This is a genomic window from Lentibacter sp. (genome assembly GCF_965658795.1).
Taxonomy (GTDB): domain Bacteria; phylum Pseudomonadota; class Alphaproteobacteria; order Rhodobacterales; family Rhodobacteraceae; genus Lentibacter.
The window spans coordinates 8,780-24,386 of record NZ_CBFHTG010000017.1; the positions used below are offsets into that span (position 1 = coordinate 8,780).

At 58.6% G+C, this 15,607-nt stretch carries 6 protein-coding genes; 5 read left to right on the forward strand and 1 reads right to left on the reverse strand.

Going from position 1 to position 15,607, the window contains the following annotated elements; translation table 11 throughout:
• Positions 1–51 precede the first annotated feature (51 nt).
• The 5 genes from ACTG3X_RS11550 to ACTG3X_RS11570 all read left to right on the forward strand — a co-directional run bounded on the left by ACTG3X_RS11550 (position 52) and on the right by ACTG3X_RS11570 (position 14,244).
• Positions 52–6,486, forward strand: a complete 6,435-nt coding sequence (locus tag ACTG3X_RS11550; protein ID WP_439111427.1) for a type I polyketide synthase — start codon at positions 52–54, stop codon at positions 6,484–6,486.
• A complete protein-coding gene (locus ACTG3X_RS11555) occupies positions 6,487–7,494 on the forward strand; it encodes a glycosyltransferase family 2 protein (RefSeq protein ID WP_439111428.1) in 1,008 nt (335 codons plus the stop codon). It abuts the gene before it with no gap.
• Positions 7,491–12,065 carry a MupA/Atu3671 family FMN-dependent luciferase-like monooxygenase gene (locus ACTG3X_RS11560; protein ID WP_439111429.1) on the forward strand — a complete coding sequence of 1,525 codons (4,575 nt, stop codon included), beginning with the start codon at positions 7,491–7,493 and terminating at the stop codon, positions 12,063–12,065. Before ACTG3X_RS11555 ends, ACTG3X_RS11560 begins: the two co-directional genes overlap by 4 nt.
• Complete coding sequence (locus tag ACTG3X_RS11565) at positions 12,062–12,715, forward strand: 4'-phosphopantetheinyl transferase family protein (RefSeq protein WP_439111430.1); 654 nt, start codon at positions 12,062–12,064, stop codon at positions 12,713–12,715. Before ACTG3X_RS11560 ends, ACTG3X_RS11565 begins: the two co-directional genes overlap by 4 nt.
• A gap of 221 nt (positions 12,716–12,936) precedes the next feature.
• Positions 12,937–14,244: a GumC family protein gene (locus ACTG3X_RS11570; RefSeq protein WP_439111431.1), complete on the forward strand. Its 1,308-nt coding sequence runs from the start codon at positions 12,937–12,939 to the stop codon at positions 14,242–14,244.
• Between the two features lie 75 nt (positions 14,245–14,319).
• On the opposite strand, the gene ACTG3X_RS11575 is transcribed toward ACTG3X_RS11570, so the two are convergent.
• Positions 14,320–15,525: a CpsD/CapB family tyrosine-protein kinase gene (locus tag ACTG3X_RS11575; protein ID WP_439111432.1), complete on the reverse strand. Its 1,206-nt coding sequence runs from the start codon at positions 15,523–15,525 to the stop codon at positions 14,320–14,322.
• Between the last annotated feature and the right edge of the window lie 82 nt (positions 15,526–15,607).

A 15,607-nucleotide genomic window follows, 5' to 3' on the forward strand; every position in this document is an offset into this window, starting at 1 on the left:
CAATTTTATGTGACGAGTCTTTCGCGCGCCTGAGTTTTGGGAATGAAGTGAATGTCCAGTACGAGTAAAACGCCAATTACAGGCGAAAACGATATTGCCATTGTTGGTATGGCGGCCCATCTGCCCGGGTCGTCCACGATTGAGCAATACTGGGCCAATCTGCGCGATGGCGTGCGCTCGATCCGCAAACTCTCTGATGAAGAACTGGCCGAAGCTGGTGTGCCTGAAGCTCTGCGCGCGCGGCCCGACTACGTGCCACACGCTGCGATTCTGGATAAGTTTGAGTATTTTGATGGCGATTTTTTCGGCTTTTCGCCAAAAGAAAGCGCGATCCTTGATCCGCAGCACCGCCAATTTCTGGAAGTGGCGTGGGAGGCCTTCGAAAGCGCAGGCCATCCCCCCGAGAGCGTTGCAGGGCCAATAGGTGTGTTTGCGGGCTGTGGTATGGGCAGCTATTTCTATTTCAATATCTGCGCCAATCCTGAGCTTGTCGAGGATGTGGGCATGTTCCTTCTGCGGCACACCGGCAATGATAAAGACTTTCTCAGCACACGCGCCAGCCATGTGTTTGATCTGAAAGGTCCGTCTCTGACGCTGCAAACCGCGTGTTCCACCTCGCTTGTTGCCACGCATTATGCCGCGCAGGCGCTGCTGACAGGCGAATGTGACATGGCGCTCGCGGGTGGCGTCACAATCGAGCTGCCTCATGGTCATGGCTATGTGTTCAAGGAGGGTGAAATTCTCTCGCCCGATGGTCACTGCCACGCGTTTGACCACCGCGCTCAAGGCACTGTCTTTGGCTCGGGTGCAGGCGCGGTCGTGCTCAAGCGGATGGAAGATGCCTTGCGCGACAATGATCATATTTGGGCTGTCATCAAAGGCAGCGCTGTCAATAACGATGGTGCAGCCAAAGCAGGCTACCTGGCCCCCTCGGTGGATGGGCAGGCCGCCGCGATCAAAGAAGCACAAGCCATTGCAGGAACATCTGCCGACACAATCGACTATGTTGAGTGCCACGGCACAGGCACATATCTGGGTGACCCCATTGAAGTGACTGCCCTCACAGAGGCCTTCCGCAAAACCACCGATGAAGAGGGCTTTTGTCGCATTGGCTCTGTCAAAACAAACATCGGCCACTTGGACACCGCCGCTGGGGTGGCCAGCCTGATCAAAGCCAGCCTCGCGTTGAAAGAGGGGCAAATGCCACCCTCACTTGGCTTTGAGAAACCCAACCCGACGATTGATTTTGAAACCTCGCCTTTCGTGGTCAACAATACCCTGCGCGACTGGGTCAGCCACAAAGGCCCGCGCCGTGCAGGGGTCAACTCTCTTGGCGTTGGCGGCACCAACGCTCATGTTGTGTTGGAAGAAGCGCCTGCGCGTCTGGCGAGCGATGCCAGCGAATGGCCCTTCCAGATCCTGTGCACCTCAGCCCGCTCCAAAGCCGCGCTCGAAGACAACACGGCCGCTATGGCTGATCATGTTGTCGCACATCCAGAGCAAGACTTGGCCGATATTGCCTTTACCCTCAAAGAAGGCCGCCGCGCGTTTGAACGCCGCCGCGTGATTGTGGCCGAAACCCATGAGGAAGCGGCCAGCCTTTGGCGCGAAAATGATCCGCGCCGTGCCTTCACACACCAAGCCATGAACAAGCCTGAGACGGTCTTCATGTTCCCGGGTGGGGGCGCGCAATATGCTGGCATGGCCCACGACCTTTACGAGACAGAGCCGGTCTTTGCCGAGTGGATGGACCGTGGCCTTGATATTCTTACGCCACGCCTTGATTATGATCTGCGCGCGCTCTGGTTGCCCGAAGCAGAGGTCCGCGCCGAAGCAGAGGAGACGCTCAAGAAGCCTTCGGTGCAGCTCCCGTTGATCATGATCGTGGAATATGCACTGGCCCAACTCTGGATGAGCTGGGGCGTGAAGCCCGACTTGCTTGTGGGGCACTCCATGGGCGAAAACACCGCTGCTTGCCTTGCCGGCGTGATGAGCTTTGAAGACTGTATCGGCCTTGTGCACCTGCGCGGGCGGCTGTTTGACACTGTGCCCGCGGGCGGCATGCTGTCTGTCTCGCTGCCTGCCGAGGCGCTCAAGCCCTACCTTGGCGATACGCTTGATCTTGCCTCTGTCAATGCGCCGAGCCTCTCGGTTGCGTCCGGCCCCGATGCCGCTCTGGCCGATCTGCAAAAGCGCCTTGAGGCCGATGACATTGATTGTCAGCGCGTCGCCATCGACATCGCCGCACATTCGCGGATGCTTGAGCCCATCCTTCAGGGGTTTGGCGACTACCTGCGCTCTATCACGCTGAATGCGCCCCAAATCGCGATTGTCTCCAATCGCTCAGGCGCTTTGCTCACCGAAGAGCAGGCAAAGGACCCTGAGTATTGGGTTGCACATCTGCGCAGTACTGTCCTGTTTGCGGCTTGCATTGATACCCTCAGCGCACGGGAAGAACGCATCTATATAGAAATGGGCCCGGGCCGTGCGCTCTCGTCATTGACGCAGCAAAACCCCAACATCCGCCGTGATCAGGTGATCTCGGCGCTGCGCCATCCCGAAGACAACATCGGTGATGACAAATGGTTTCTCGCACAGCTTGGCCGTATCTGGGCCATGGGGGGCACATTTGACTGGGGCCAGATATGGGGCGATGCGCGCCGTTTGCGCCTGCCATTGCCGAGCTATCAGTTCCAGCGCAAACCTTATTTCATTCAAGCCAGCAAAGCTGCGGCCAAGGCCGTGCCCAGCCATCTTTCCCGCTTGGGCGATGTGGCTGATTGGGGCTTCGCTCCCGCTTGGAAGCCCAAAGCGGCAGACTGCGATGTCGATGTTCTTGCAGGGCTTGAGCGGGCTGAAAAGCAAAGCTGGCTCGTCTTTATGGACGACGCAGGCCTTGGCCAAACACTCAGTGCAAAACTCCTTGATGCGGGTCATGAGGTCACGCCCGTGCGCACAGGCGATGCTTTCGGCCGTGATGGAGAAGGTGGCTATATCCTGTCACCCGAGAGAGGGCGCGAGGGCTATGAGCTACTCGTTCAGGACTTGTCCGAGCGTGGTCTCCAGCCCAGCCGTATTGCGCATTTCTGGCTGGTGACAGCCGATGAAAGCCATCGCCCGGGTTCAAGCTTTTTCCACCGTACGCAAGAACAAGGCTTTTATGCACTGCTCTTCATGGCTCAAGCCATGGCGGCTGCCGATTGGCCGCCCGTGGCCATCACCGCCTTTACCACTGGCGCAGCAACCCTGCGCGGCGAGCCGCTGGCCTACCCTGAAAAAGCGACCATAAGTGGCCCCATAAAAGTGATCCCGCGCGAAATGGCGGGTGTCACTGCGAAGATGGTGGATATCGAGCTGCCCGATCCGGGCGCGTTTGAGGCTCTCGTACCGCTGCTCTTGGAAGAGCTGTTGGCGACACCCGCCAATGCGGTGGCAGCATGGCGCGGGGAGCGTCGCTTTGAGCAGGTTTTCCGCCCCGAGCCTCTGGGGGCGTCGCAAGACTTGCCGCTGCGTGATGGCGGAACATATCTGATCACCGGCGGCTTTGGTGGCATAGGCCTGACGCTGGCAGAAGATCTGGTGCGACGCCACAAGGCGAAAATCGTCCTTGTCGCGCGAACTGCTCTACCGCCACGCGAGGCTTGGGAGGGTTATAAGCTGCGCCACGGCAGCCATGACACGGTCTCGCGCCGCATTTCGGCTGTTGAACGGCTGGAAAGCTTGGGGGGGCATGTTTTGGTTGTGGCCGCGGATGTCTCCAATGTCGAAGATATGCGTGGGGCACTCGAAAAGGTGCAGATGCGCTTTGGGGCCCTTCACGGCGTCATTCATGCAGCCGGCATGATCAAAGACGCGCCACTCTTGGCCAAAACCCCCGCTGACATCGAAGATGTCTTCACACCCAAACTCCACGGCACCGATGTGCTGCACCAGCTCTTCCCCGATGGGGCGCTAGACTTTCTGGTATTGTTTGCTTCGAGCTCTACTGTCACAGCGCCTGTCGGTCAGGTCGATTATGTGGCCGCCAATGAGTTTCTCAATGCCTTTGCCAAGGCCCACCAAGGTGGCAAGACACGTGTGCTTGCACTCAACTGGGGCATTTGGGCCGAAGTTGGCATGGCTGCCGAAGCGCTTGGCCTTGCAGGCGAGACACCTGACCAGAGCGATACACCTCTGGAGGCGGCTATTCTTGAGCAGGCCAGCTTTGATGCTAAGGGCAATCGCCTCTTTAAGGCGAAGCTGACAACCGAGCACTGGGTGCTCAACGAGCACCGCACAAAACAGAGCCATGCGCTTTTCCCTGGCACAGGCTATCTTGAACTGGCGGCGGAAGCGCTGGCGGCTCAAGGCGAGAGCGCGGAATTTGAGCTGCGCAATCTCTATTTCTTACGCGCTCTTGATGTCGCCGATGGCGCCAGCCGAGAGCTTCGAGTGACATTGTCGCGCACAGATACGGGCTATGACTTCAAGGTTCAGTCCTCGCGCGAGGTTGAGGGGCGCACAGGCTTTGAGACAAATGCGACAGGCGAACTTGTCCTCATGGATATGCGTCAGCCACCTCCTCTTGATATCGCGGCTATTTCAGAGCGCTGTCCGCAGCACAGCCTTGCCGAAGAGGGCCGCACCCTGCGCTCTCCACAGGAAGAACACCTGATTTTTGGGCCGCGCTGGCGGACGATCAAGGAAACAACGCTGGGGCAGGGCGAGGGGCTTGCACGCCTTATGCTGCCTAAGGCTGCGGCTCGGGACGGTTGCGCGCTGCATCCGGGCCTTATGGACCTTGCGACAGGCTGGGCGATGTCCCTTATTGAGGGCTACACACCAAGCCACCTGTGGGTTCCTGTGTCTTACGGTGCTTTACGTGTGTATCGCCGGTTGCCTGACGAAGTCATCTCTTGGGTTCAAAACGCTGCTGACAACCGGTCTGAGACGGGTGCTGCGAGCTTTGACATTGTGCTCTGTGACACCACTGGAAACGTCTGCGCCGAAGTGCGCGGCTTTTCGATCCGCCGTCTGGATGGGGCCGAGGGCTTTGCAACGGCAGGACCGGCTGCGCGCGATCTCGAGATCCCGGATCGTGGCGCAACACGCACGCTCTCACCCGCAGAAGAGCGTTTGCGCGATAATATCCGCCTCGGCATCACCCCGACTGAAGGGGCCGAGGCCTTTCGCCGTGCGCTTGGCTCCTCGCAAGCCCAGCTTGTCGTGTCGTCGCTTGACCTTGCAGGGCTCGTCGCCCAAGCCGAGGCGAGCGCAGTTCAGCCGGCCAAATCAGAGCAAAGTTTTGCCCGTCCTGATCTGGATAGCGAATATGTCGCGCCTGAAGGGCCAGTTGAAGCGAAGCTGGCCGAGTTCTGGAGCGGTCTTCTAGGGGTGTCCCAAGTTGGCGCAGAGGATGACTTTTTTGAGCTTGGCGGGCATTCGCTGATCGCGGTACGCCTCTTTGCGCAGGTGAAGAAAGCCTTTGATGTAGACTTCCCCATCTCGGTGCTGTTTGAGGCCCCCACAATCCGCAAATGCGCCGCGATGATCATGGCCGAGGGGGTTGCCCTCTCAGACGAGAGCGTACCTGAAGCCACAAATACAGCCAAAACACCCGAGCGCCGCTTTACCCATCTGGTGCCTATGCATCAGGGGGAAGGTGGGCCGCGCCGCCCGTTCTTCCTCGTTGCGGGTATGTTTGGCAATGTGCTCAACCTGCGCCACCTCGCGCATCTTTTGGGGACAGACCGCCCGTTTTACGGCATGCAGGCCCGTGGCCTCTATGGAGATCAGGCCCCGCATCGTTCTATTCCCGAAGCGGCGGCCGACTACCTCAAAGAGATCAAGGCAGTGCAGCCGCGTGGCCCCTATATGCTTGGTGGTTTCTCTGGCGGTGGTATCATCGCGCTGGAGATTGCCCAGCAGCTTGAGGCGGCGGGCGAAGAGGTCATGATGCTTGTGATGCTCGACACGCCTCTGCCACAGCGCCGTCCGCTAGAGCTTGCTGACCGTATGATGATACAGCTTGCTGAGCTAAAGGGAGGCGGTGTGCTTTACCCGCTGAAGTGGCTCGCGCGGCGCGTCACGTGGGAGCTTGGAAAGCGCTTTAATAAATCCACACAAGTCACGGACAATAGATCAACTTCATTTCATAATTCTGAAATTGAGGCCGCCTTCCTCGCGGCTGTCTCTACCTATCAACTCCACCTCTGGGAGGGGCCGCTTGCGCTCTTCCGCCCACCGCTGGTTGGCAAGTGGCATGTTACGGGGGGTGCGATGGTGAGTTCAGAGCGCAGCTACGTGACCAATGACAATGACTGGCGGGCGCATGCTCCGATGGTTGAGGTGTTTGAGGTTCCCGGAGATCACGATTCAATGGTGCTTGAGCCCAACGTGCGCGTGCTTGCCGCGCGCTTGCGCCGCTGTATAGAAGATGCCGAAAACCCTGCCGCCCGTGCGGCACGTGTTGCCGCCATGCCCCAAAAGCGACGGGAGGCCAGCTAGATGAGCGCGCCCAGTATTCTTGCTGTCATCCTTAACTACAAGACGCCTGACATGACCCTCAAGGCGGCTGAGGCGGCCATCCGTGAGCTTGAGGGGCTGAATGCCGAGCTGGTGATTGTTGACAATGACAGTCAGGATGGCTCGTTTGAGGCTCTCACAGCGGGTGTCCGTGACGCAGGCTGGCCTGTTCGTGTGCTCCAGTCGGGCCATAACGGCGGCTTTGGCGCAGGCAATAATTTTGGTATGCGGGCAGGGCTGAGCAACGGCGAGGCTCCTGATTTTTACTACATTCTCAACTCTGATGCCTTTCCTGACGCTGGCAGCATTCGGGCTTTACGCGATTATCTTGTGAAGCACGCCAATGTGGGCTTTGCGGGCAGCTACATTCATGGCCCCGATGGCATCGCTCACCAGACTGCCTTTCGCTTCCCGTCTGCTTTGGGCGAGCTTGAGGGTGCAATGCGCTTTGGCCCTGTCTCGCGGCTTTTGCAGCAATCAATCGTGCCTTTGCCAGTGCCGCATGAAACCGTGATGGTTGATTGGCTTGCAGGTGCGAGCATGATGATGCGGGCGCAAACGCTTGCAGAGATCGGGCTTTTTGATGAGGCCTTTTTTCTCTATTTCGAAGAAACAGACCTCTGCCGCCGTGCTGCGCGTGCGGGCTGGCCGACGGTTTATGTGCGCAAAAGTGCTGTGACACATATTGGCTCTGTGTCAACGGGCATGAAAGAATGGGGCCGCGTGCCGGACTACTGGTTTGACAGCCGCTGGCACTATTTCACCAAAAATCATGGGCTGGCCTATGCGTCTTTGGCAACGCTCCTGCATCTTGCGGGGGGGGCGTTTTACCGCCTGCGCCGCGTCATTGATCGCAAGCCGCTTGAGGCTGCACCGCAGTTCTTGCGCCACTTGGCGGGCCATGCCGCCCGCTCACTTTTTGCACGCAAAACACAGCAGAAGGCCCCCGCGCTGGTCGCGCGCCCTGCAACAGAAGGAGACAGCGCATGAAACTGTCCGCTATTATCATTGGCAATGAAAGCCTCACCCGAAATTGCGCCGAAAAATGGCTGGCTGCAGGGCACAGCATTGCCCGCTTTGTCACCCACAATGGCGAGCTGGCCGATTGGGCCGAGACACAGGGTCTTGCGGTTGTTGCTGCAGGCGAGGGGCTTGGGGCGCGTCTTGTCGGAGCCGAGGCCGACTGGCTCCTGTCGATCGCCAACCTGGATATGCTGGGCGAAGATGTCTTGGCTCTGCCCAAGCGCGGATGCGTCAACTTTCACGATAGCCCTCTGCCGCGCTACGCGGGCCTGAATGCCCCTGTCTGGGCTAAGTTGAACGGTGAAACGGAGCATGGCATCACGTGGCACTTTATCGAAGCCGGCGTTGATACGGGCGATGTAATTTTGCAGGTGCCTTTTGCGATTACGCCCCACGATACGGCGCTGACACTCAATACCAAAGCCTATGAGGCGGCTTTTAGCAGCTTTGATGAGCTGATGCGCCGTTTGGCTCAGCCCGAGGTTGCCTGTCAGCCGCAAGACAGCCGCGCACGCTCCTATTTTGGTAAATTTCAACGCCCGGAAGCCTTTGCCACACTTGATTTCACCGCCCAAGCTGAAGACATTCTTGCGCTGGTCTTGGGGCTTGACCATGGGCCGTATTGGAACCCTCTCACAACACCACGCCTGATCCACGGCGGGCAGGTGGTGGCGGTAAAGGGCGCAGTGGCGTCAGGCCTGCCAAAGGCCAGTGTCCCTGCGGGCACGGTTATTGATGTGTCCGAGCGCTCTGTGACCGTGGCCACAGGCACGGCACCTGTTGTTCTCAAAGACCTGATGACGCTGGGCGCCGCGCCGCTCAAACCTTCTGAGCTTTTTGTAAAGGGCGCACAGATTGCCACCCTCACGCAAGAGGCGCGAGATGCCCTGAGCGCAGCACAAGACGTGGCCGCGCGCGGCGATACGGTTTGGCGCAACGAGCTGCGCAGCCTTGTGCCTGCGACCCTTGGCGCTGTTCGGCCCACATCTGCAGGCGCCACCTATGAGCGCCTGCCTCTGAACCTTCCAGACGGCATAGATCAGGACGAGCTTTGGCGCCGCTTTGCTGGCCTTGTTCAGGGCCTGAGTGGCGAGGGGGCGGCTGACCTTGCCTTTGTGGCGGGCACAGCGCCCGCGGCTGAGGGCCACGTGAGTGGTTGGGTTCCCTTGCGCTACGGTGCGGACTTTGCCTCCCGCCTTAAAGCCGCACGCAAGCATCCTTGTTTTGCAGGTGACCTCGTGCTGCGTGACCCCCAGATCGAGCGGATAACGCCGCCGGAAATCGCCCTGAGCGAGATTGATGCGGCACATGATAATTCACTACTAACATTATGCTTTAAAAGTATATATTTTGATTCAAGCAAGGTGTCTCCTGCCTTGGCTTCGTTGTGGGTTGCGCGCCTTGAGCATATTGCAAGGCTGGCCGTTCTGGAGGCAAACCCGTCTAATTGGCCGTTGATGCCTGAGGCCGAGAGAGGCCTTGTGGTTCAAGGCTGGAACAACACGGAGAGTGAGGCAGAGACCACGCCTGTTCATCGCCTCTTTGAGGCGCAAGTCGCACGCACGCCTGAGGCTATCGCACTTGTGTTTGAGGGAGAGGCGCTGAGCTACGCCACCCTCAATGCGCGGGCCAACAAAGCTGCCCATGTGCTGCGCGATATGGGCGTTGGCGCAGGCACGCTTGTGGGCCTTTGCGTTCATCGCGGACCGCAGCTGCTGATTGGGGCCCTCGCCATTCTCAAAGCAGGCGGAGCTTATGTTCCGATTGATCCCGCATACCCTGAAGATCGCATCGCGCTCTACATCAATGACAGTGCTGCGCCTGTCATCGTCTCCCAAGCCTCCCTTGCGCCGAGCTTGCCCAAAGGCCGTGCCACCATGTTTGTGCTCGATGCTGATCCGCGCATCGCCATGGCCCCCGAGGCTGATTTGCCAGATGGCGCTGGCCCTGAGGATCTGGCCTATCTGATCTACACGTCAGGCTCCACAGGTCGCCCCAAAGGCGTCATGGTCGAGCATCGCAATGTTGCAAATTTCTTCACGGGTATGGATGAACGGCTTGAAAAGGGCGATGCTCCTGTCTGGCTGGCGGTCACCTCTCTGTCCTTTGATATCTCGGTGCTTGAGTTGTTTTATACGCTTGCACGGGGCTACAAGCTTGTTCTGGCGGGCGATGAGAGCAAGAGCCTTGTCTCCAATGGCCGTATCTCGATGACAGAAAAGGGTATGGATTTTGGCTTGTTTTACTGGGGCAATGACGATGGCCCTGGCAAAAAGAAATATAACCTTCTGTTGGAGGGGGCCAAATTTGCCGACAGTCACGGGTTCAGCGCGGTCTGGACGCCTGAGCGCCACTTCCATGCCTTTGGTGGCCCATACCCCAACCCCTCTGTTACAGGCGCTGCTGTTGCGGCGGTCACCAAAAACATCGCCGTGCGGTCTGGCTCCTGCGTTGCCCCTTTGCATCATCCGCTGCGCATCGCTGAAGAATGGGCCGTGATCGATAACCTCACAGAAGGGCGCGCAGGCCTCGCAATCGCCTCTGGTTGGCAGCCTGATGACTTTGTGCTGCGCCCAGAAAATGCACCTCCCGCCAACAAGCCCGCCATGTATGAGGCAATCAACCAGCTTCGTGCGCTTTGGCGTGGCGAAGCTGTGAGCTACCCCAACGGGTCTGGCAAGGACGTGGCGGTTGTCACCCAGCCGCGCCCGGTATCTGCCGAGTTGCCCATTTGGGTCACAACCGCAGGAAACCCTGACACATGGCGCGAGGCAGGTGAGATAGGGGCAAATGTCCTGACGCACCTTTTGGGCCAATCAATTGATGAAGTTGGCGACAAGATAAAAATCTACCGTGAAGCCCTTGAAAAGGCAGGGCATAACCCTGACGACTTCACTGTAACCCTCATGTTGCATACCTTTGTTTCGGACACGCGCGACCATGCGCGCGACATTGCGCGCCAGCCGATGAAAGATTATCTCAACGCGGCTGCGGGCCTCATCAAGCAATACGCATGGGCCTTCCCGGCGTTTAAAAAACCCAAAGGCGTTGATAACCCCTTCCAGCTTGATCTGGAGATCCTTGCGGCTGAGGAACTTGACGCGATCCTTGAGTTTGCATTCGAGCGCTACTTTGAAGACAGCGGCCTCTTTGGCACGGTGGAAGACTGCCTTGACCGTGTGGAACAACTCAAGCGCATCGGGGTGGACGAGATCGGCTGCCTGATCGACTACGGCATCGACCCTGATGTGGTGCTGGAAGGGCTTAAGCCCTTGGCCGAGGTGCACCGCCGCACCAATGAGGCGCGCAGCGTGAATGATGATGATTTCTCGCTCGCCGCCCAGATCGTACGTCACAATGTGACCCACCTGCAATGCACCCCGTCACTCGCCCGTATGCTGACGCTCAATGAAGAAAGCCGCATGGCACTGTCGCGCCTGAAGCACCTGATGATCGGGGGCGAGGCTTTGCCAGCCAACCTCGTGAGCGAGCTGCAAAGCCTGACCGACGCCAGCATCGAAAACATGTATGGCCCCACAGAAACAACAATCTGGTCAACAACCGAGACGGTGCAGGGGGGGGAAGACACCGTCAACATCGGCACGCCCATCGCCAACACGCAGGTTTATGTGCTGGATGAGAATATGCAGCCTTGCCCCGTGGGTGTGGCGGGTGAGCTCTTCATTGGCGGTGCGGGGGTTGCACGTGGCTATTTCCAGCGGGAAGATCTGACGGCAGAGCGCTTCTTGCCCAATCCGTTTCACACAGGGCGCATGTACCGCACGGGCGATCTCGTGCGCTGGCAGGCCGATGGCAAACTTGGCTATATCGGCCGTGCCGACACACAGGTAAAGCTGCGCGGCTATCGCATCGAGCTGGGCGAAATCGAGGCGCGTTTGCATGAGCAGGCGAGCATTCGTCAGGCTGTCGTTATGGCGCGGCAAGACACGCCGGGCGATATGCGCCTCGTAGCTTATCTGCTCAGCTCGGGCGCACTGGATGAGGCGGCTTTGCGAGCCGCTCTTGCGCGGGATTTGCCAGAGTTCATGATCCCGCAACACTTTGTAATTATGAAAGAGTTTCCGCTGACGCCCAACAAAAAAGTTGATCGCAACGCGCTGCCCGCGCCGAGCGCGGTCGCACAGCCAGATGTGAGACAGGATGCGCCTGTTATCGGCAGTGATGACGCGATCGAAGCCGAAATCAGCGGTATCTGGACGAAGGTTCTGGGGGTTGCCAATGTTCGGAGCCATGACAACTTCTTTGATCTTGGGGGGCACTCGCTCTTGGCAGTCCAGGCCCACCGCGAAATTCGCGAGCTGTGCACCGTACCGCGCCTGTCGATCACAGATGTGTTCCGCTTTCCCACGCTTGGCGCGCTTGCAGCGCGGGTGCGCGAGCTTGGGGCGAGTGTAAGCGGCAAAAAAGCAGAAGCGCCCAAGCCCAAAGCAAAGCCGCAGCCGGAGGTTTCGGTTGATGAAACCATGTCACGCCGCCGCCAGATGCGCGCGCGCCGTCAACTGGCACGCGCATCATGAGCTTGAGCGCGGCTACAGCGGCGCTGGCGCAAAGTCTGCCGCAAGGCGTGAGCTTTGCGGTTGAAGATCCGCGCTCCGAGGTGGCAGGGCTATTTGAGCAGGAAACGGCCCATATCGCCCGCGCCGTGCCAAAGCGGCAGCGCGAGTTTGCAGCAGGCCGACGCGCGGCGCGGGCCGCTCTTGCGGCTTTGGGGCAGGGCGCTTGCCCGATCCTGAGCCATTCCAGCCGTGCCCCTGTCTGGCCGCGCGGCTTTATTGGCTCCATCACGCATTGCGATGATCTCTGCTTTGCCCTCTGCGCCCAAGCACACAGCTTTCAAAGCATCGGGTGCGATGTGGAAGAGCTTGACCCGATGTCTGACGCCGTGGTCGAGGCCGTGACCTTGCCAGCAGAAAGACTGTGGCTTGCCGGGCAGGACGTGTTGCAGCCCGTTCATCTCTTTTCGGCCAAAGAAGCCGTTTATAAAGCGCTCTTTCCTGTGACGGGACAGATGATTGGCTTCAGTGATGTGCAGATATGTGCAGTGTCCAGTGGGCGACTGCGGGCAACACTTCTCATCCCTGTGGGTGCGTTTGATCAAGGTGCGACATTTACTGTGCAATCTCTTACGCTGGAGTCCCATGTTATTCACATCTGCCTTGTGCTGTAAGCTATTGATTTTATGATATATAAGGCGCAGATTTTGAGCTTGTTTGTTGCCAATCACGAAACGTTCAGTTTCTCGCAATTAGAGGAAAAAGCTAGCGAAATTTGGTGAAAACGACTATCTTCATTTAACGCGCTTGTAGCCGCTCTGGGGTGGCTCGGCGTAAATTTTTCGGCAAAATTCCTGCGGGGGCAGGGAGTGGCGCTAAGGTTCGGAGTAAGGCTATGGGCCAGATCCAGTCACTTGGTGATTTTGTGAGCATGGTGCGCAGGCGCTTTTGGCTCATTGCGCTTGTTGTAATTCTTGGCACTCTTGGCTCCATCTATTGGGCCTTGGGCCAAAAGAAGATCTATGAGGCCACCGCCGTCGCCCAGATCGAAGCGCCCACAATTGTTGATGCAGGTGTGCGCGCAGGCGCATCTACCTCAATCGAGCAGCGTTTGCGCTTGCTCGAACAACAGCTAATGGCGCGCGACAACCTGCTGGAAATCATCAAGAAGTTTGGGCTTTACGCGGATGCGCCAGTCTCCCAGAACCAAAAAGTGAATACACTGCGTGGCTCCGCACGCCTGATGCAGATCACAGACCCGAATGCAGGTTGGGGCGCGGCGCGCACGCCGACAGGTATGTTGATCACAGTCTCTGACACGGACCCGGAAATGGCGGCCTTGCTGGCCAACGAGTTTCTGCAAGGGCTGCTTCAGCTGAACAACCGTCGCCAATCGGCCGCAGCCTCCGAGCAGCTGTCATTTTTCCGCGCAGAGCAGGGGCAAGTTGAGGCTGACATCGCCGCCCTTGAGCAACGTATCGCAGAATTCAAAGAGTTGAACGCGCTGTATTTGCCTGCCGGCATAGCTGCGCAACGCGACGAGATGACCGAGCTGCGCAGCTCGCTGCTGGCGCTTGATCAGAGTTTGATCGAGCTTGAGGCCAGCGGCACACGTCAGCGCGCTTCGGTGATTGAGCGTCAGCGCGCCTTGATCAGCGAACAACAACAGCTGATCCGCTCACGTATTGCCGAGATCGAAGATGCGATGGCACGTGCGCCTGAGGTCGAGCGCCAGTTCAGCCTGCTTGAGCGCGAGCAAGAGCAGCTCAAAGCGCAGTTTACCGCCATCACAACCCGCGCCTCCAGTGCAGAGATGAGCCAGGCGCTGGAATCCCAGAACCAGTTTGAGCGGATCGAGGTACTTGAAACAGCGCTTGTCCCTGAAAATCCGATTTCAGGCAGCCGCAAGAAAAAAGTTATCATGGGCTTTATGGCGTCTGGGTTGCTTGGGCTCGGGCTGGCATTTGTGCTTGAGCTGATGCGCCCTGTCATTCGCACGCGCGAACACCTTGAGCGCCACCTCAATGTGAAGGCTGTTGTGGCTATCCCTCGGATTGAAACGCCACGTGGCAAGAAAAACAAGAAGCTCGTGCGCGCAGCCTTTCTTGTTGGACTGCTCGCATTGATCCCTCTGCTTTACGGGCTCCTGAGAGATGGCATAGGCGGTCTTTTGGGGCTTCTCCAGCGCCGCTCCGCGCCATAAACACAGCTTGAAAAAGCAAAACCGCCCGCAACCGAAAGGCTGCGGGCGGTTTTGGTTTAGTGCCGGCTTCAGGCCTTAGTAGCCGTAGCTGTAGTCGCTGCCGTCTTCCCCTTCGGCTTGGTTGAGCACCACGCCCAAGAGCGGGGTTTCCTCGCCCATGCGGCGCATCACTTCGCGCACGTCTTCAGGGCTGGTCTCGCCGCCGCCCACGACCATCAGCACCCCGTCAAAGTGCTGGCGGAAGGCAATCACATCATCAAAAGCAAGTGCAGGAGGCATATCAAACAAGACAATGTCAGGCGACATTTCTTGCATCATGCGGTCAAGGCTTGCTGCCGTCGACGGCTCATGCGCCAGCTCAGAGGCATAAGGCTCAACGACATTGTTCGTGCCAATCGCAAGGCTCGAGCCGATGTTAAGGGTGTTGTGGTCAAACTTCACAAGAAGTTCCTCGGCAGGGATGATCCCTCTGAGAAAGTCGCCCATCTTGCCGGGTTGCGTGTCGCCAATAACGCCGGCAACCGAAGGGTTGCGCATATCAAAATCAAGCAAGATCGTGCGGCTCGCCTCATAGCGTGAAAGCGAAATCGCGAGGTTGACTGCCGTAAAGGTCTTGCCACAGTTGCGTGACGGTGAGGTGATGGCGACGCGCTTCCAGTTGTGCTCCAGAAGTGTCTGCACAAGCCGCGTGCGCAGCACATCAAATGCGCCATGTGCCGGCTCGTTACGGCTCGCGGTGATAACAAGATTGCGCTCCAGATGCTCTACATCCACAGGCATGACATCAAGGCTGTTCCAGCGGTCGGATGTCTCGATATAGGGCAGTGGGGTCTTGGCCAGCTCATAAGCGGTGCGCAGCTTTTCCTGACTGGCTGCATCGCGTGCAGGCCGAGGCGGTGGAGCTGGCTCTTCAGGCTCGAGGGCCGGTTCGGGCAAAAGAGGAGCCTCTGCTGGTTGCACCAGCTCAGGCGCCGCTGCCTCTTCCTGCGGGTCTGTCTCCAGCTCCTCCAAAAGCGCCTCAAAGGCTTCGTCCTCTGCGGGCATCTCATCTTCAAAGCTCGGCTCGTCAGGCTCAAGGCTTGGCACATCCAAAGCATCAAGCGCCTCAAAGCTGTTGGCCAGCGTGTCCTCTGCCTCAGGCGCGGGGGCTGCTGCGGCAGGTTTTGGCGCTTTCGTCTTTACCGGCTGGTCGTCTCCCAGCATATCGGCAATCAATTGGGTGCGCTCATCACGGCTGAGCGCCTTGCGTGGGGTGCGCGAGAACGAGCGACGCTTATCCATGACGCGGCCTCCTTGGCTGTGTCATGGGGCGTTTCGGGCAAAAAGGGGCTTGTTTGAGCGTCACGCGCCACCTGTCTTTCGT

Excerpts from the sequence above, each read along its gene's own strand:
- ACTG3X_RS11575 (WP_439111432.1), bottom strand. The coding sequence starts at position 15,525 with ATGGATAAGCGTCGCTCGTTCTCGCGCACCCCACGCAAGGCGCTCAGC.
- ACTG3X_RS11560 (WP_439111429.1), top strand. The coding sequence starts at position 7,491 with ATGAAACTGTCCGCTATTATCATTGGCAATGAAAGCCTCACCCGAAAT.
- ACTG3X_RS11555 (WP_439111428.1), top strand. The coding sequence starts at position 6,487 with ATGAGCGCGCCCAGTATTCTTGCTGTCATCCTTAACTACAAGACGCCT.
- ACTG3X_RS11550 (WP_439111427.1), top strand. The coding sequence starts at position 52 with ATGTCCAGTACGAGTAAAACGCCAATTACAGGCGAAAACGATATTGCC.
- ACTG3X_RS11570 (WP_439111431.1), top strand. The coding sequence starts at position 12,937 with ATGGGCCAGATCCAGTCACTTGGTGATTTTGTGAGCATGGTGCGCAGG.
- ACTG3X_RS11565 (WP_439111430.1), top strand. The coding sequence starts at position 12,062 with ATGAGCTTGAGCGCGGCTACAGCGGCGCTGGCGCAAAGTCTGCCGCAA.